Below are 17,838 nucleotides of genomic sequence, written 5' to 3' on the forward strand. Positions count from 1 at the left end.
CCCGCTCGTACCCATCCCCCACGGCCGGGCCGCGCCGCACACCCCCACACCCCGCATCTTCCTTTCACAGCACGCCGATTGAGGAGAGGGCATGGCCCCGCGTACGAACGGCACCGAGCCGGAGAAGGAGAACGGCCCCGCGCCGCTCACCGCACCGGACCCCGAGGTCGCACCGGCCGCCGAGCGGTCCCGGACCGAGCCCGGCACCCCGGCCTCCGAGCCAGAGCCCTCCACCACGACGGCCGACGCCCCCGAGCACACCCCGACCACCCAGGCACCCACCACCAGCCCACACCCCGACCGGACCGCACGGCCCGCCACGGACCACACCGTCGCCGCCCGGCGCACCCCGGCCGACGTCCGGGAGAACGACTCCGCTGAGGGCCCCCGCACCGGGCCGTCGGCCGGCAGCCCGGAAGACGGCCCTGTGGAGGGGCCTCGCACCGACCGGACCGCACGGCCCGCACGGCCCGTCACGGACGCGGTGGCCAGGTCGACGGCCTCCGAGGCCGTGCCCCTCGCGGCGGCCCCGGGCGCCCCGGCAGGCAGCCCCACGCAGGTGCCCGATGCGCAGTCGCGTGGGCAGGTCGCGGAACACGCCGTCGAGGCGGTGTCCCGTGCGGCGGGCGCCGAGGGTGGGGCGGAGGAGAAGCCGTCACGCCCCGGCGACCCCGCGCAGGCCGAAACCGACCGGTCGGCCCGGCAGCGGGTCGACGCCGTTCGCCGGGTGGGCGAAGCCGGACGGCGGATGCGGGCGCTTCAACTCGGCGGCACAGCCGTGCTGTTGGCCGTCGCGCTCACCGCGGGGTCGATCGCCTACGGGGCCATCCGGGACAACGGCGGCACGACGGTCGCCGCATCCGCCGCCGGTGCCGTGTCGCCGGCTCTGCTCTCCAGCGGCAGCCTCGACGCGAGCATCGCCGCTCTTCAGGCCCAACTCCGGTCGCAGCCCAAGGACTTCGGCAGCTGGGCGACCCTCGGTCTGGCGTATGTGGAGCAGGCCCGCACCAAGGGCGACCCCTCCCGCTACCCGCAGGCCCAGAAGGCCCTGAAGCGCTCCCTCGACCTGAGGCCCGGCAACGAGCAGGCCCTCACCGGCCAAGCCGCCCTCGCCGCGGCCCGGCACGACTTCAAGGACGCCCTCAAGTACGCCGACCAGGTCCTGAAGGAGAACCCCTACAGCCAGAACGCCCTCTCCTCCCGCATCGACGCCCTCGTCGAACTCGGCCGCTACGCCGACGCGTCGAAGGCCGCCGACACCGCCGACTCCCGCCGCCCGGGCGTCCCGGTCTTCACCCGGTACGCGTACGTCCACGAACTGCGCGGGGACGTGAAGACGGCCCGGCGGGTTCTGGAGCAGGCCCTCGCCACCTCCACCACCCGCGGAGACATCTCCTACGTGGCCGCCCAGCTCGGCCAACTCGCCTGGAACCAGGGCGACTACAAGAGCGCGCTGACCTACTACGCCCGCGCCCTCGCCGCCGACGAGAACTACCTCCCGGCCCTGGAGGGCCGCGCCCGCGCGCAGTACGCGAGCGGGGACAGGGCGGCCGCGATCAAGGGCATGGCGCAGGTCGTCGCCCGCTACCCGCTGCCGCAGCCACTCGTCGAGCTGGGTGAGATGTACGAGGAGCGCGGCGCCGAGGGCGACAAGGAGAAGGCCCGCGACCAGTACGCCCTGGTCGACGCCTGGATCGCCCTGGCCCGCGCCAACGGCGTCAACGCCGACCTCGACACCGCGCTCGCCGCGGCCGACCACGGGAACAAGGCCTCCGCCCTGCGCGCCGCCCGCGCCGAGTGGGCCCGCCGCCACACCGTGCACACCGCGGACGCCCTGGCCTGGGCCCTGCACGTCAACGGCCGGGACGCGGAAGCCCTCCCGTACGCCCGCGAGGCGACGGCCACCGGCTACCGCAACGCCTCGTTCCTCTACCACCGCGGCGTGATCGAGCGCGCCACCGGCCACGCGAAGGACGCCCGCGCCTCGCTGCAGGCGGCACTCACGCTGAACCCCGGCTTCTCACCACTGGGCGCCGGCGAGGCCCGCAAGGCGCTCAAGGACCTGGAGGCGGCGAAGTGAAAGCCCGTCGGTTGCTCGCCTCCACAGGGGCCGTCCTCACGGCGGCCTGCGCGCTCGCGCTGTTCCCTTCCACCAGCGCGAGCGCGCACCCCCTGGGCAACTTCACCGTCAACCGGTACGACGGCCTCGTCGCCGCCCCCGGCACACTGCGCGTCGACCACGTCGAGGACCTCGCCGAGATCCCGGCCACCCAGGCCAGGCCCGACATCAAGCGGCTCGGCATGAGCGAGTGGGCGCGGCAGCGGTGCGCGAAGGCGGCGGACGGCAGCAAGGTCACCGTCGACGGACGGGCCACGGCCCTGACCGTCGGCAGCAGCCAGGCGCACCTACGGCCCGGGCAGGCGGGGCTGAACACGCTCCGGGTGGAGTGCGGGCTGACCGCGCCGCTCCCGAAGGGCGACACCGTGCACCTCGGCTTCCACAGCGCGGGCGCCTCCTCCGGGCCCGGCTGGCGGGAGATCACCGCGCGCGGCGACCGTATGACGCTCACCGCGACGGACGTACCGAAGACCTCGGTCTCACACGAACTCACCAGCTATCCCAAGGAGTTGCTCTCCTCCCCCGCCGACACCTCGGCCGCGTCCCTGCGCGTGCGCGCCGGCGGACCGGCCCTGGTCGAGAAACGGCAGGACGCCCCGGCGGCCTCCGTGCTGCCGCGCGGCGCCGACCGCTGGACCCGCGCCCTGGACTCCCTGGTCGCCCGCCACGACCTCACCCTCGGCTTCGCGACGCTCGCGCTGCTCGTCGCGATCGTCCTGGGCGCGATGCACGCGCTCGCGCCGGGCCACGGCAAGACCCTGATGGCCGCGACGGCAGCCGCCCGCGGCGGCCGCGCGCGCCTCAAGGACGTCATGCCGCTGGCCGCCTCGGTGACGGTCACCCACACCCTGGGCGTGGTCGCCCTCGGCCTCCTGGTCACGGCCGGCTCGGCGGCGGCGCCCTCTGTGATCGCCTGGCTGGGCATCGCGAGCGGCGTCATGGTGGCCTGCGCGGGCGCGACCCTCGTACGCCGGGTCTGGCGCAACCGCACCCCCGGGCACCCCCACGGCCACGAGCCCGGACACGGGCATACACACGACCACGACCATCCGCATCCACATGCACATCCGCATCCGCATCCGGACGGCCCCGGCGGGCACACCCACACGCACGGGACGGACGGGCCCGACGGGACCGAGAAGCGCGAGCTGGTCCTGGTCGCCGCCCACACCGAGACTGCCTCGGCGACCACCGAGGCCCACTCACACCAGCACGCGTCCACCCACCCGCACGATCACGACCACGCTCATGCACACGACCACAACCACGACCACAGCCACTCCTCCCACACCGTCGAGCACACCCACGGCGGCTTCACCCACACCCACTCCACCGCCCCGACCCTCCGCGGCACGATCCTGCTCGGCTTCGCGGGCGGTCTCGTGCCCAGCCCCTCCGCGGTCGTCGTGCTCGTCGGAGCGTCGGCGCTGGGGAAGGCCTGGTTCGGGCTGCTGCTCGTCGTCGCGTACGGCGCCGGGCTCGCCCTCACCCTCACCGCGGCCGGGTTCGCCGTCGTCAAGCTGGGTACGGGAATGAACCGTGTGCTGGACAGGCGCCCCCGCTGGACCACCCACCCGATGGCGACCCTCGTACGCAGGACCGCCCCGCTCGCGTCCGCGTTCCTCGTCGTCGCCCTCGGTGTCGGACTGGTGCTCAAGGGGGCGGCATCCGTACTCGGCTGAGCTACGTTTGTGGAGAAATCACGCGCAGTGGAGAAAACACGCGGATGCGAATGGGGGACGCCCGTGTCCGAAGAACCGGGCAGTGAGCGTGTGGTCGCGGGCCGTTACCGTCTTCTGTCCCCTCTCGGTGAGGGCGGCATGGGGACGGTGTGGCGGGCCCGGGACGAGGTGCTGCACCGCGAGGTCGCCGTGAAGGAGGTACGCGCGCCCGCCGGGCTGCCGGCCTCGGACGTGGAGCGGATGTACGCCCGTCTGGAGCGTGAGGCGTGGGCGGCGGCGCGGGTCGCCGACCGCAACGTCGTGACGGTGTACGACGTGGCCACCGAGGACGGCCGGCCCTGGATCGTCATGGAGTTGGTGCGCGGTATCTCGCTCGCCGAACTCCTCGACGCCGAGGGCCCGTTGCCGCCGCAGCGGGCCGCGCACATCGGTGCCGAGGTGCTGTCGGCGCTGCGGGCGGCGCACGAGGCCGGAGTGCTGCACCGGGACGTGAAACCGGCCAATGTGCTGCTGTCGAGCGACGGTCGGGTGGTGCTCACCGACTTCGGCATCGCCATGGTGGAGGGCAGCTCGGCGCTGACGATGACCGGCGAGGTCATCGGCTCGCCCGAGTTCCTCGCACCGGAGCGGGCGCTGGGCCGCACACCGGGTCCGGAGTCCGATCTGTGGTCGCTCGGCGTGCTGCTGTACGCGGCGGTGGAGGGCAACTCCCCCTTCCGCCAGGCCACTCCGCTCAACACCCTGCGCGCGATCGTCGACGACGAGCTGCCGCCACCACTGCGGGCGGGGCCGCTCGCGCCCGTCATCGAGGGGCTGCTGCGCAAGGATCCGGCCGAGCGGCTGACGGCCGACCGGGCCCAGCAGGACCTGCGGATCATCGGGGCAGGAGGCACACCCCGCACGGAGGTACTGCCGACCGCGCCGTACGCGCCGACGATCGCCGAATACCCGGGGCGCGGGACGCCGGCCCCGCCGCCGCCGTACGCGTCCGCACCGACCGGGCCCGTGCCGGCGCCCGGGACGACGGCCACGACCGCGCCGCCGGAGCGCAACCGCAGGGCCGCCGTCGTCCTGGTCGTCGGCGTGCTCGCCCTCGCGCTGGCGCTGGGAGGACTGACGTACGCGCTGCTGAACCGGGACAACGGCGACGGGAGCGACAACAACGGCAGTAACACCCGCTCCGGGTCGGGGACTTCGCCGACCGCTGCCGAAAGCAAACCCGGCGGCGGGGCCGCGAGCCCCACGCCGAGCCCCAGCAGCAGTCGTACGAAGACGCCCCAGTCCGTGAAGGTGAGCCTCGCGGGCGCGAACACCGACTACTCGGGCACCTGTCCGCCCTCGAACTCCGAGGCTCCCACCTTCACGGCCACGCTGACGGTCGGGCGGCTTCCGGCGACGGTGACGTACCGCTGGGTGACGGAGAACGGCTCGCTGTCCGGGAACTGGAAGACGGTCTCCTTCCCGGCCGACGGCGACAGGTCCCAGCAGGACAGGCAGTTCATCACCACACGCGACGACAGCGGGACCTTCCAGGACGTGATCAGCGTGGAGGTCCGCGATCCCGTGCACGCGACGTCCAACTCGGTGCCGTTCTCACTGTCCTGCGAGAAGGAGACCCCGACCGACGGGACCTCCTCCTCCCCTTCCACTTCCGAGTCGCCCTCCCAGTGACGGGTCAGGCCGCGCTGGTCATGACGGGCAGATAGCCGCCCGACTGGCCGGCCGCGGTCGGGTGGTAGGACTCGCCGATGTTGAGCAACTCGACGCTGTGCAGCCAGCTGCTGCCTGAGCAGATCTCGTGGCCGGTGAAGGTGGTGCGGACGTCACCGAAGGTGAAGCCGTGATCCGCGGCGACCTTGGCCGTGGCGGTGTCCAGATAGTCGGCCGCGTCGTTGATCGCCTTCCGCTTGGTCTCGGAGAGGCCGACGCAGGTGGCGCCGAGCTTGTAGAAGCGGGGGTAGCCGAGGACGACGACGTGGGCGTTCGGGGCCTTGGCGCTGATCGCCGAGTAGACGCTGTTCAGCTGTCCGGGGAGTGTCGAGTCGACGTAGGCCCTGGCGGTGTTGATCCGGGAGAGGCAGGCACTTTCGGACTGGAGCACACAGGTCGTCATGACGTCGGAGAAGCCGGCGTCGTTGCCGCCGATGGAAAGCGACACCAGTCCGGTGGAGGCGCTGAGCGGGCCGAGCTGTCCTGACAGAACATCACCCGTTCGGGCGCCCGAGCAGGCGGTGAAGTCGAACGTCGAGGGTGAATGGGCGGCGGCCCAGAGGTAGGGGTAGGCCTTCGTGCTGCGCTTGCAGTCGCCGCTGGAGCTGATGTAGCTGCCCGACCCGACCCCGGAGGAGTAGGAGTCGCCGAGGGCCACATAGCCGGTGGCTGCGGCCTGCCCGGATGCCTGCGCAGCCGTGGCCCCGGTGAGGGCCGTGCCGACGGCGAGGAGGATCGAGCTCACGAAAACGGCAATTCGGGAACGTCTCATGGAACCTCCCTTTAGCAGGATCTCTGCCATAACCGTCGTACCAACTACGCGTGTTGATCGGAAGTGTCCATGTCAAGGCGGTTGAGTTCGTCCGACAGCCACCCCGTCCGGGCGAACACAGGTTTAAGAATCGACAAGGACAGGTACAGACCGCTTCCATGTCTTGACGGCCGCTCTCGCCCTGCGCGACATTGAAGTCCGGCATCCGGCGCGCTGGGGGGCAAAGTCGCCAATGCAGACCATCCGTATCAAGAGACCTTCGTCCGACGGCACCGAGCGAGCGCGACCAGGACCGGGGAGGGACCTGTCGCCACTGCTCGCGGGCGCCGCCACGGCCGTAGGGGGATTCGGCGCGCTTCTGGCGCTCGTCGACTCGGACTCACCCCTGCGCGGACCGCTCACCCTGTTCTTCCTGCTCGCCGCGCCCGCGACGGCCCTCGGGGCCGCGCTGCGCGGGCTGGAGCCCCTCGGCCGCACCATTGCCGCGGTCGCGGGCGCAATCGTCCTCAACATGCTGGTGGCGCAAGGCATGTTGGCTGTTCACCGCTGGTCGGTGCGTGGCGGAATCATCGCCGTGACCGTGATCAGTTTTCTGCTGCTTCTAGGCTGTGTAACGGTCAAACCATCAAAAACGTGAGGCCACGTTCCAGGTCTTGCCATACGGGTTCAATCATCAATACCGTCGTATATCTCACCCGCATCGGTCCATCATCAAGCGGCTCTAGGGGAGGGCTCAAGGACCGCGATGGATCCGGCGTGGGGCGCGGTAGGGGGGTGCCGTGCTCGGTGACCGCACTTGTGACCGAGTCGTGCCGCGCGACCGGCTGCCGTCAAGGCAGACGGCCAGCTTTGCCAGCTCGCCTCGGCGTGCACGTAGATCCAATTCGTCATGCCAGGGGCGTGAAACCCCCCTTTCGAACCGGACACAATGCCGGGCCGCCCAGGGGCGGGCGGTCCACCGGACGAGAGGGACCAGACTCATGAGTTCTGTTCTGCGGCCGGCGACCACGGACCTGGATCCGTCAACTGCCAGCAAATACCGGCCGATTTCTTCTCACCTGGCCATCACGCCACCGGTGAGTGTGGTGATTCCCGCCATGAACGAGGCGGAGAATCTCCCGTACGTGTTCAAGACACTTCCGCACTGGATACACGAAGTCGTCCTCGTGGACGGCAACTCGACGGACAACACCGTCGACGTGGCGCGCGAGCTGTGGCCGAACGTCAAGGTCGTCGAGCAGCACGGCAAGGGCAAGGGAGATGCCCTGATCACCGGGTTCGAGGCGTGCACCGGCGACATCATCGTGATGGTCGACGCCGACGGCTCGGCCGACGGGAACGAGATCGTCAGCTACGTCTCCGCCCTCGTCTCGGGCGCGGACTTCGCCAAGGGCTCCCGCTTCGCCAACGGCGGCGGCACCGACGACATGACGTTCATCCGCAAACTCGGCAACTGGGCGCTGTGCACCGTCGTCAACCGCAAGTTCGGCGCCCGCTACACCGACCTCTGCTACGGGTACAACGCGTTCTGGCGGCACTGCCTCGACAAGATCGACCTCGACTGCACCGGCTTCGAGATCGAGACCCTGATCAACATCAGGGTGGTCAAGGCCGGGCTCAAGGTGCAGGAGATCCCGAGCCACGAATACCTGCGCATCCACGGCGCGAGCAATCTGCGGGCCGTGCGGGACGGGTTCCGGGTGCTCAAGGTGATCCTCAAGGAGCGGTCCAACCGGCGGGAGCTGCGCCGGCAGGAACACCACTCGCCGATGCTCGACACCGTCGGGCTCGACTCGGTCGAACTCGGCCCGGTCGAACTCGACTCGGTCCGGGGAGAGGTGTCTTGAGCGATCTCGACATCTCCGTCGTGATCTGCGTCTACACCGAGGACCGCTGGGAGGACATCCTCGCGGCGGTCGCCTCGGTACGGGCGCAGTCCCACCGTGCCCTGGAGACCCTGCTGGCCGTCGACCACAATCCGGCCCTGCTGGACCGGCTCACCAAGGAGTACAAGGAGGTCGAGGAGGTCCGCGTGCTCGCCAACGCGGGCCCCCGCGGCCTGTCCGCCGGCCGCAACACCGGGATCGCGGCCGCGGGCGGCGAGGTCATCGCCTTCCTCGACGACGACGCCGTGGCCGAGCGGGACTGGCTGCGCCGCTTCGCCGAGGGGTTCGCCGATCCGCGGGTGATGGCCGTCGGCGGCCGTACGATGCCGATCTGGGCGTCGGGCCGGCGTCCCGCCTGGTTCCCCGAGGAGTTCGACTGGGTGGTGGGCTGCACCTACCGGGGGCTGCCGCCGGGCCTGGTCCGGGTGCGCAACGTCCTGGGCGGCAACGCCTCGTTCCGTCGTACGGCGTTCGACGCCGCGGGCGGCTTCGCGACCGGCATCGGGCGCGACGGCGACAAGCGGCCGCTGGGCTGTGAGGAGACGGAGCTGTGCATCCGTCTCACGCGCGCCAGACCGGACGCGATCCTGCTGATCGACGACCGTGCGGTGATCCATCACCGGGTGCCCGAGGCGCGCGAGCACTTCGGGTACTTCCGCACGCGTGCGTACGCCGAGGGCCTGTCCAAGGCCCTGGTGGCACGAAGTGTGGGTGCGGACAAGGGACTTGAGTCCGAGCGCCGGTACACGACCCGGGTCCTGCCGGCCGGTGTGGTGCGCGGTCTGCGCGACGCCGTGCTGGCCCGGCCGGGCGGTGCGGGCCGGGCCGGCGCGATCGTCGCCGGGGTGCTCACGGCGGCGGGCGGGTACGTGGTGGGGAGCGTGCGGGCCCGCAGGGGCGGTGCCACGTTCTCCGTGGCCGAGATCAGCGCCGGAGATCAGGGGGGATCTCATGACTGAAGCGCCCGTGCCCATCCTCATGTACCACTCGGTCGCGACCGCCCCGAACGACGCCACGCGGGCGCTGTCGGTGGCACCCGAGGCGTTCGCCGAGCAGATGGCACTCATCGGCGACCGGGGCCTCACCCCGGTCAACACAGCTGATCTGGCCGCAGGTTGGCGCTCAGGCCGCGCGCTGCCGGCGCGCCCGGTCCTGATCACCTTCGACGACGGCTACGAGGGCGTGCACCGGCACGCCCTGCCCGTGCTCGCCAAGCACGGCTTCGCGTCCACGCTGTTCGTCTCCACCGGCTGGATCAAGGGCGCCCACGACACCGGGGGCGGCCTGGACACCATGCTCGACTGGGAGCAGGTGCGCGAACTGGCCGCCGCGGACGTCGAGATCGGCGGGCACAGCCACACCCACCCGCAGCTCGACCAGCTCGACGACGACTCCCTGCGGCACGAGCTGATCCACTGCAAGGAGATCGTCACCGACGAACTGGGCGCCGTCCCGGCCTCGTTCGCCTACCCGTACGGCTACTCCAGCCGCCGGGTGCGCGAGGCGGTGCGGGCCACGGGGTACGCCCAGGCGCTCGCCGTCGGCAACGGCCTCGCGCGCCGCCGTCAGGGCCCGTACGCCGTGCAGCGGGTGACCGTCCGCCGCAGCACCGGCATCGAGGAGTTCGAGCGGCTGGTCGAGGGCCGTTCGATCGCCCGTGACTTCGCCAGGGACCGTGCCCTCACCAAGGGGTACGCGATGGTCCGCAGAGCACGACAGGTCCGCCGGAAGGCCATCCGTTCCCGTGTCTGACACGACGACAACGACCGAGGCCGCACAGCCCGTGACCGAGGCGCCCGAGCAGTCGGGGCGCCGTCTTCGGCTGCCCGGATTGGGCAGGCCCAAGGGCGGCGGCAGCCCGCTGTTCCGCAACGCCTACGCCCTGATGCTGAACACCGGCATCTCCGCGGTGCTGGGCCTGGGGTACTGGCTGATCGCCGCCCGCTACTACTCCGAGTCCGCGGTGGGCCAGGGTTCGGCCGCGATCGCCGCGATGAAGTTCCTGGCCGGGCTGACGGCGGTGGCCCTGACGGGTGCCCTGGCCCGCTTCATCCCGGTCGCGGGGCGTGCCACCGGACGACTCATCTTCCGTACGTACGCGGCGAGTTGCGTCGTGGTGTCGTTCGCGGCGGGCATCTTCCTGCTGACCCTCGACACCTGGGGGCCGTCGTACAGCTTCCTGCACGGGTCGGTCAAGGGGCTCGGCTTCATCATGGCCGTCGCCTCCTGGAACCTGCTCACGCTGCAGGACGGGGTGCTGACCGGGCTGCGCAGCGCGCCGTGGGTGCCGGTCGGCAACACGGTGTTCTCGGCAGTGAAGCTGGCGCTGCTGGTCGCACTCGCCGTCAGCATGCCGACGACCGGTGTCTTCGTCTCCTGGGTCCTTGCGATCCTCACCTCCGTGGTGCCGCTCGGCATCCTGGTGTTCCGGAAGCTGGTCCCCCGGCACATCGAGGCCACGGCGGACCGTACGAAGCCACCGACGCTGAAGGAGATCGGCAGGTTCCTGGCCGGCGACTACACCGGCTCGCTGTTCTCGCTCGCCGTGGTCTACCTGATCCCGGTGATCATCGCCTCGCAGGTCAGCTCAGAGGACAACGCGTACTTCTACATCACCACCACCATCGGCGGCACGGTCAACCTGCTCGCCATCAACATGGGCGCCTCGCTCACCGTCGAGGGCTCGCACGACCCGGCGCGGCTGGCCGCCAACACCCGGGCCGCGCTGAGGCGCATGGCGCGGATCATGCTGCCGATCTGCGGGCTGCTGTTCATCGGGGCGCCGTGGATCCTCGGTGTCTTCGGTGCGGGCTACGCGGACGCGGCGACCCCGCTGCTGCGCTGGTTCGCGGTCGGCGCGCTGCTCCGGGTCGTCATGGAGACGTACTTCGCGGTGCTGCGCGCACAGAGCCGCACCGCCGGACTCGCCTGGCTGCAGGGCCTGTTGTGCGTGCTGGTGCTCGGACTGACGCTGCTGCTGCTCCCCCGTATGGGGCTGACCGGCGCCGGCGTCGCCGAGATCTCCTCGCTGTCGGTGATCGTCCTGATCGCCGCGCCCAGGCTGTTCCGCACGCTCAGGGCCGCACCGGCCGCCGCCGTCCCCGAAGAGGCCGCACCCGACGGGGACCTCGCCGACCTGGGGGCGCGCGAGGTACCCGCCACGGAGTCGACGCGCCGGCGCGGGCCGGCCTGGGCGCTGGACAGCGACACCCTGGCGCTCGGCATCCACGTCGACTTCGACCACCAGGAACGCCGTCCCGACGTCCGCCCGGGCCCCGGCACCCCGCCCGCCGGTACGCCCGTGACACCCGCCGACCGCCGGCCGGCCTGGGCGAAGAACCCGGAGCTGGGGCTGCCGGTGGAGGAGCGGGAGCCGGGTTCCGAGGCGTCCCTGGGACCGGCCGAGATAGAGGTGGACGCGCCGTTCGAGGCCGAGTTCGGGGCCGACTTCGAGGCGGGCGACGACGAGGAGGCCGTACGGGCGGCCGAGGCGTCGCTCGTCCGGGAGGAGGCGCCCGTACGCGAAGAGGTGCCGGTGCCCGTCGCGCCGTCTGCGCTGTCGTTGCGCGAACGCCTTCAGCCGAGCCGCTTCGGCGTCGTCCTCGGCTGTCTGCTGGTGGCCGCGCTGCTGCTGTACTGGGTGCCCGCGCTGCGGCTGGGCGAGGCGGACCTGGAGGAGATGGGCGGGCTCGGTCTCATCTCGATCCTGCCGCTGCCCACCCTGGTCGGTGCGGCGCTGCTGGTCGCGGTGTTCGCCTCGCTGCTCTGGCTCGGCCGGGAGCACAAGGCGCTGCTGCTGGTGACGCTGCTCGCGACCGTGGTGTCGCTGCACGCGCTTCCCGCGGTGCTCGAGACCGAGCCGCGCTTCCCGACGGCCTGGCAGCACCTCGGGTTCCTGGACTACATCGACCGCACCGGGTCCGCCGTACCGGACCTGGACGCGCGCTGGAGCTGGCCCGGCTTCTTCGCGGTGGCCGCGTTCGTCACCAGGGCCTGCGGGATGACGGACCTCACCGACCTCATCCGCTGGTGGCCGCTGACCATCCAACTCCTCTACCTGGCACCGATGTTCCTGCTCGTGCGCTCGATGCGGGCGAGCTGGCGCGCCAAGTGGACGGGCATCTGGATCTTCGTGCTCAGCGGCTGGGTGGGGCAGGACTACTTCTCGCCGCAGGGCTTCACCTTCCTCCTCTACCTGGCGTTCGTGGCGATCCTGCTGGTCTGGTTCCGGGCGCCGCGGGTGATCTGGGCGAAGCGGCGGCCCGGCGAGGCGGAGGTCGAGCCGACCAGCCGCCGCCAGAAGGCCGTCCTGCTCGGCGTGGTGATCGGACTGTTCGCGGCGAGCGTCCCGGCCCACCAGCTCACGCCGTTCGTGATGCTGGGCGTGCTCGCGGTGCTCGTCCTGACCGGCCGGTCCGAACTGCGCGGCCTGCCCATCCTGTTCGGCGTCCTGGTCGTCGGCTGGCTGGGCTTCATGGCGGAGCCCTACTGGTCAGGGCACTTCAACGACCTGTTCGGCGGCGTAGGCGGCGTCGGCAGCAATGTGTCCACGTCGGTCTCCGGCCGTATCCAGGGTGGCGACTCGACGCACAAGCTCGTGCTGTACACACGCGTACTGCTGGCCGGCGGCGTGATGACGTTCGCCTGCTGGGGCTGGTGGCGGCGGCGCGACCACAAGTACCGCGAGCGGTCGCTGCTGGTGCTGACGTTCGTCCCGTTCCTGGGCTTCGGCATGCAGTCCTACGGCGGCGAGATGGCCCTGCGCGTCTTCATGTTCGCCGTGCCGGGCGCGGCGCTGCTGGCCGGTCTCGCCCTGTTCCCGCGCACCGGCGTCACCGCCGAGGAGCGGGACAAGGACCGGGTCAGCCTCGCCCCGCTGGCCGCGCTCCTGGCCGGGCTGCTGCTCATGGGCGGCTTCCTGGTGGCCCGTTGGGGCAACGAGCCCTTCGAGCGGGTCCGGCCCGGCGAGGTCGCGGCCATGGACTACGTGTACGCCCACGACAAGCCGACCGTCCGACTGCTGTGGCTGAGCAACGACACGGTCAACGACGTGACGCCGGCGATGCCGTGGGGCGCGAAGGACATGGAGCGGGTCAACTACGTGCCCACGCTGGCCCCGGCCGACCCGGTGCTGGTGTCGAGCCTGGTCAAGGCGCTGAAGGACGCGGGCCCGAACTCGTACCTGATGATCAACGCCAGCCAGATGACCTATCTCCAGATGGACGTGGGCTATTCGGACACCTGGCAGCCCAGGCTCCTGAAGAACCTGGACCAGCGGCCCGAGCTGAAGAAGGTCTACGTCAACGCCGACGCCACCGTCTACGCCCTCAAGAAGCAGTCCGAGGGCACGGTGCCGGCGCCCGATCCGGGTCTGATCGGACCGCAGATCACCTGGACGCCGTGGTCGGTCGTCGGCGCCCTGGCCGCCCTGGCGCTCATCGTGCTGCTGACGGCGCGCGAGGTGGTACGGGTCGCGACGCGGCCGAGCGTGCGGCAACTGCGCCGGCTGCAGAGCAGCTTCTGGTTCTCGCTGCCGCTGCTGGCGGTGCTGCTGGCCGCGCTGGTGCAGAGATTCCTGACCATGAAGTGACCATGGTGCAGGGGTAGTTGCCTTCGCGTCGCCGTCGCCGAAGTGGCTTACCGGGCCTACCTGGTAAGCCACTTCACTTCGTAGGCCTGCATCTCGAACTGCTTGCCGTCGACCTTCGCGCTGATCGACCGGTCGAGGATGTTGACCACCAGGACGGACTTGTCGGTGGCGAGGACGCGGACGTTGGGCACGTCGTCCGCGGCGACCGCGACGGTCTTGTAGGCCGTGCCGGGCGGGAACTCCTGGTGGAAGCGGGAGACCAGGTCGAACATGGGCAGCTTCCTGCCGCCGCTCGAACTGTCGGTCGGCGTCCACAGACAGCCGGGGCAGTCGCCGCCCTTCTCGTCCTCCGGGTTCCAGTAGAAGCCCGAGGAGGCGCCGCCCTTGACCATGGCGATCATTCCGGCGGCCTGGACGGCGACCCGGCGGGTCTCGGACCAGCCCTTGCGGTCGTCGTTGCCGTCGGCGGGCTCGACGTAGTACTCGGCCCACCACAGCGGCAGGTTGTCCGTCTGCTTCCGCACCCACCTGCCGACCGCAGTGAACTTGTCGGTTGCCGCGAACTCGTTCGGCAGCATCTCGTCGTCGTTGGTGTAGCTGGAGCCGTCCACGACGACGAAGTCGGCGCCCGCCTTGTTCTCGTTCCAGTAGTCGAAGGCATCGAGGATGCGCTGGTCCATGGCGCCCCAGGGACCCTTGAAGGTCGAGGACGCCTCGTCCGCACGCGGGTCGACACTGTCCATGACCAGGTACGGACCGCCGACCATGATGTCCTTGTCGACCTTCTTCAGGGCCTTGTACACGAGGTTGTACAGCTTGGTGTAACCCTCGTAGTCCCAGCGGCCCTTGGCGTCGTTCCAGAAGCCCTTGAACTCGTTCCACACGATGAAGTGGCGTACGTCCGGATAGCGCTTGGCGACCGTCGCGGCGAGCGCGGCGAAGTCGGCGTAGTGCTCCGACTGCGGCGCCGTCTCCAGGGCGGACTGGCTCCAGTTGGTGTTGTCGACGCCTGCCTTGCCGCCCTTCATCCAGTCCGGAGAACAGCACAGGGTGACGACCGGGGTGCCGCCGGACTTGCGGATGAAGTCGATACGGCGGTCCATCGCGTCGAAGTCGTAACGCCCCTTCACCGGCTCCGGATTGTCCGCGCCCCAGCCCATGACCGCCTGGTCCTGCGGCATCCCCCCGGCGTCCGAGAGCAGCCCCTCGACCCGGTCGGTGGCAGCCGAGCCGCCCTCGTCGGCGCTGTACTGGGTGTGGGTGAAGCCCCAGCCCACCTCGGGTTTGTCCTGGTCGGGAGGGGTCGCCGGAGTGCCGTGCACCGTGTCTCCGTTGCGCGAGGTGCCCGCGGTGCTTCCGCCCCCGGGAAGCGTGTTGATCAGGGTGACGATCAGCGCCAGTGCCGCCACACCCACGCCGAGCAGCGCGGTGAGCCGCCACCGTCGTGCCCCCGAAGTCCACTCATGACGTCCCATCGAGGGCAACACTAACCGTGTGAACGCCAAGTAGGGCAGATGTTGTAAAGGCACAGCTCTGCTGCATTTCCAGGGGACGCGCATTCGATCGCGGCTGCGCCGCGGGCCGGGCCCGCGGCATGACGTCGACGAACTCGGCGCTTGGGGTGAAACGGGGAACAGGGCGCGGGAAATCCAGTGCGCGGGATGCGTCGGTGCCGGATCATGGACGCCATGTCTGCCAACCCACACGACGCTCTGCCGATCCGGCTCAACGTCGACGACAGTGACTCGCCGTCCGATGTCGTCGACGCGCTGTTCCTCGGCCGCTTCGCGACGGGCGAGCAGCCGTTCTCGCATGCGGCGAACATCGACCGCGTCCGGTCCGGGGCGACGCTCCTGCCGGCGGGCGCCCAGGTGCTGCGCATCGCCCGCGACGACGACCGCAGCGCGACGCTGGCGGAGGGCGACGGCTGGACGCTGCTGGTCTCCCGCTGGAACCGCGGCGCGGACGTCACGGTCACGGCGACCACCGCCGAGTTGGCGCAGAAGATCCTCGACCAGGCGACGGACGGCGCGGCGGACGAGCCCGAGCCCCAGCCGGAGAACGTGACGATGGGGTTCTGGTATGTCTCCCCCAGGCGCGGCCCGCACCGCACGACCCGGCAGATCTCGGCGGGCACCTGGGACGAGGTGCGGGAGAACTACACCGCGCCGGTGGCGGACGCGATGGACCGCCTGATGAAGACGACGCCCGAGGACATCGCGGGCCGTCTGCTGCTGCTGCACGGCCCGCCGGGCACCGGCAAGACCTCGGCGCTGCGGACCCTCGCCCGCTCCTGGCGGGACTGGTGCCAGGTGGACTGTGTGCTCGACCCCGAGCGCCTGTTCTCCGACGTCGGCTATCTGATGGACATCGCGATCGGCGAGGAGGACGGGACGGGCAAGGGCCGCTGGCGGCTGCTGCTCCTGGAGGACTGCGACGAGCTGATCCGCGGCGAGGCCAAGCACACCGCGGGCCAGGCGCTGTCACGGCTGCTGAACCTCACCGACGGCCTGCTGGGCCAGGGCCGCAACGTCCTGGTCGGTGTGACGACCAACGAGGACCTGGAGCGCCTGCACCCGGCCGTGGTCCGCCCCGGCCGCTGTCTGGCCCGCATCGAGGTGGGCGCGCTGACCCGCCGGGAGGCCGTGGGCTGGCTCGGCACGGAGGAGGGCGTGGGCCGAGAGGGCGCCACCCTGGCAGAGCTGTACGCACTGCGCCGGGGCACCTCGCCGACGGCGCTGCCGGAGCCGAGGGACGGGGTCGACGCGGGGCTGTATCTGTAACGCTGCGGTGCTTTGATGGTCGTATGACCCTGTTCGTCGGGACGTCGGGTTGGCAGTACAAGGACTGGCGGGGCGTGCTGTACCCGGCCGGGTGTCCGACACGGCTGTGGCTGGAGGAGTACGCCGAGCACTTCACGACGGTGGAGCTCAACAACGCGTTCTACCGGCTGCCGACGCGCGAGAACTTCGCGGCCTGGCGGGACCGGGTCCCGGAGGGCTTCGTGGTCGCGGTGAAGGCGAGCCGCTATCTGACCCACATCAAGCGCCTCAAGGACCCGCGGGAACCGGTCGACCGCCTGATGAGCCACGCGGCAGGTCTGGGCGACCGGCTGGGGCCGGTGCTCGTGCAACTGCCGCCGACGCTGAAGGAGGACGCGGACCTGCTGGACGAGTGCCTCGGCTGCTTCCCCTCGGGTACGCGGGTGGCGGTGGAGCCGCGGCACGACTCGTGGTGGACGCCCGCGGTTCGGAAGGTGCTGGAAGCGCGGGGCGCGGCCCTGTGCTGGGCCGACGCCCGCTCCCGCCCGGTGACGCCCCTGTGGCGCACCACCGACTGGGGTTACGTCCGCTTCCACGAGGGCCGCGCACTGGCGTGGCCGCACTACGGGCGGCGGGCGCTGGAGACGTGGGTGGACCGGATCGCGACCACCTGGTCCGACGCCCGGGATGTGTACACGTACTTCAACAACGACCCCGGCGGGGCGGCGGTGGAGAACGCGGTGACCTTCGCGCGGACAGCAACCAGAGCGGGCCTCACGGCGACCCGCACACCGGAACTGGCCGCCCGGCGCTGACCAGCGCCCCCAAAGGGGCGCGGGGCCGTGTCGATACGCGGCTACCGCCGCGCGGGCGCGACCAGCCACAACGGCCCCGCAGGCGATCGACGGCCGATCGCAGCACTCCCGCGGACTGCTTACCCGTCGTAGGCCGCCCGCAGCGCATCCCGCACCGCGGCCAGCGCCGCATCCTCGTCCAGCGCCAGCCGGCGAGCCCGCTCCACGTAGGCCTGGGCGGCCAGGGCCAGCTCCCGCTCCGCCGCCGAGCCCGCGGCAGCGACGAACGTGCCGTTGCGCCCCCGCGTCTCGATCACCCCGTCGCTCTCCAGCGCCCGATACGCCTTGGCCACCGTGTTGGCCGCGAGCCCGAGCCCCTCGGCGAGCCCCCGCACGGTCGGCAGCCGGTACCCGACCGGCAGCACCCCGGACCGGGCCTGCTCGGAGATCTGCGCCCGCACCTGCTCGTAGGGGGCGGCACTGTCGTCGATGTGGATCTTCAAGGTCACGGCTCGATTGTCCC

13 protein-coding genes are annotated in these 17,838 nt (G+C 71.1%); 10 read left to right on the top strand and 3 right to left on the bottom strand.

Annotation, left to right across the window (positions count from 1 at the left end; genetic code table 11):
- Window positions 1-91 precede the first annotated feature (91 nt).
- From OG870_RS10090 to OG870_RS10100, 3 genes are all read left to right on the top strand, one after another.
- The gene (locus OG870_RS10090) at window positions 92-2,080 is read left to right on the top strand and encodes a tetratricopeptide repeat protein (protein ID WP_266923558.1); all 1,989 of its coding nucleotides are present in this window, start codon (window positions 92-94) and stop codon (window positions 2,078-2,080) included.
- A complete protein-coding gene (locus tag OG870_RS10095; protein WP_266923560.1) occupies window positions 2,077-3,801 on the top strand; it encodes an urease accessory protein UreH domain-containing protein in 1,725 nt (574 codons plus the stop codon). The genes OG870_RS10090 and OG870_RS10095 overlap by 4 nt, the downstream gene beginning before the upstream one ends.
- A 63-nt stretch (window positions 3,802-3,864) precedes the next feature.
- A complete protein-coding gene (locus OG870_RS10100; protein ID WP_266585725.1) occupies window positions 3,865-5,472 on the top strand; it encodes a serine/threonine-protein kinase in 1,608 nt (535 codons plus the stop codon).
- 4 nt (window positions 5,473-5,476) lie between these two features.
- Here the strand turns inward: OG870_RS10100 and OG870_RS10105 are convergent, their stop codons facing one another.
- Entirely contained in the window at window positions 5,477-6,283 is an 807-nt protein-coding gene (locus tag OG870_RS10105) for an SGNH/GDSL hydrolase family protein (protein ID WP_266585723.1), read from the bottom strand.
- Window positions 6,284-6,515: 232 nt separating this feature from the next.
- Here OG870_RS10105 and OG870_RS10110 point away from each other — a divergent pair, with 232 nt between their 5' ends.
- From OG870_RS10110 to OG870_RS10130, 5 genes are all read left to right on the top strand, one after another.
- A complete protein-coding gene (locus tag OG870_RS10110; protein WP_266520131.1) occupies window positions 6,516-6,920 on the top strand; it encodes a hypothetical protein in 405 nt (134 codons plus the stop codon).
- A 343-nt stretch (window positions 6,921-7,263) separates the two neighbouring features.
- On the top strand, window positions 7,264-8,130 hold the full coding sequence (locus tag OG870_RS10115; RefSeq protein WP_266511514.1) for a glycosyltransferase family 2 protein: 867 nt from the start codon (window positions 7,264-7,266) through the stop codon (window positions 8,128-8,130).
- A complete protein-coding gene (locus OG870_RS10120) occupies window positions 8,127-9,128 on the top strand; it encodes a glycosyltransferase family 2 protein (protein ID WP_266923562.1) in 1,002 nt (333 codons plus the stop codon). The genes OG870_RS10115 and OG870_RS10120 overlap by 4 nt, the downstream gene beginning before the upstream one ends.
- Complete coding sequence (locus tag OG870_RS10125) at window positions 9,121-9,921, top strand: polysaccharide deacetylase family protein (protein ID WP_266585719.1); 801 nt, start codon at window positions 9,121-9,123, stop codon at window positions 9,919-9,921. Before OG870_RS10120 ends, OG870_RS10125 begins: the two co-directional genes overlap by 8 nt.
- Entirely contained in the window at window positions 9,914-13,759 is a 3,846-nt protein-coding gene (locus tag OG870_RS10130) for a lipopolysaccharide biosynthesis protein (protein WP_266585717.1), read from the top strand. The genes OG870_RS10125 and OG870_RS10130 overlap by 8 nt, the downstream gene beginning before the upstream one ends.
- A gap of 56 nt (window positions 13,760-13,815) precedes the next feature.
- Here OG870_RS10130 and OG870_RS10135 read toward each other — a convergent pair whose 3' ends face one another.
- Entirely contained in the window at window positions 13,816-15,234 is a 1,419-nt protein-coding gene (locus OG870_RS10135) for a GH39 family glycosyl hydrolase (RefSeq protein WP_266585715.1), read from the bottom strand.
- A gap of 213 nt (window positions 15,235-15,447) precedes the next feature.
- Here OG870_RS10135 and OG870_RS10140 point away from each other — a divergent pair, with 213 nt between their 5' ends.
- Entirely contained in the window at window positions 15,448-16,542 is a 1,095-nt protein-coding gene (locus OG870_RS10140) for a DUF5925 domain-containing protein (RefSeq protein ID WP_266511529.1), read from the top strand.
- Window positions 16,543-16,565: 23 nt separating this feature from the next.
- Window positions 16,566-17,336 (top strand): DUF72 domain-containing protein, encoded by a 771-nt coding sequence (locus OG870_RS10145; protein ID WP_266585714.1) that lies wholly within the window; start codon window positions 16,566-16,568, stop codon window positions 17,334-17,336.
- Between the two features lie 119 nt (window positions 17,337-17,455).
- Here OG870_RS10145 and OG870_RS10150 read toward each other — a convergent pair whose 3' ends face one another.
- Window positions 17,456-17,824 (bottom strand): GntR family transcriptional regulator, encoded by a 369-nt coding sequence (locus OG870_RS10150; protein ID WP_266585712.1) that lies wholly within the window; start codon window positions 17,822-17,824, stop codon window positions 17,456-17,458.
- Between the last annotated feature and the right edge of the window lie 14 nt (window positions 17,825-17,838).

It is taken from the genome of Streptomyces sp. NBC_00461, assembly GCF_036013935.1.
Taxonomy (GTDB): Bacteria; Actinomycetota; Actinomycetes; order Streptomycetales; family Streptomycetaceae; genus Streptomyces.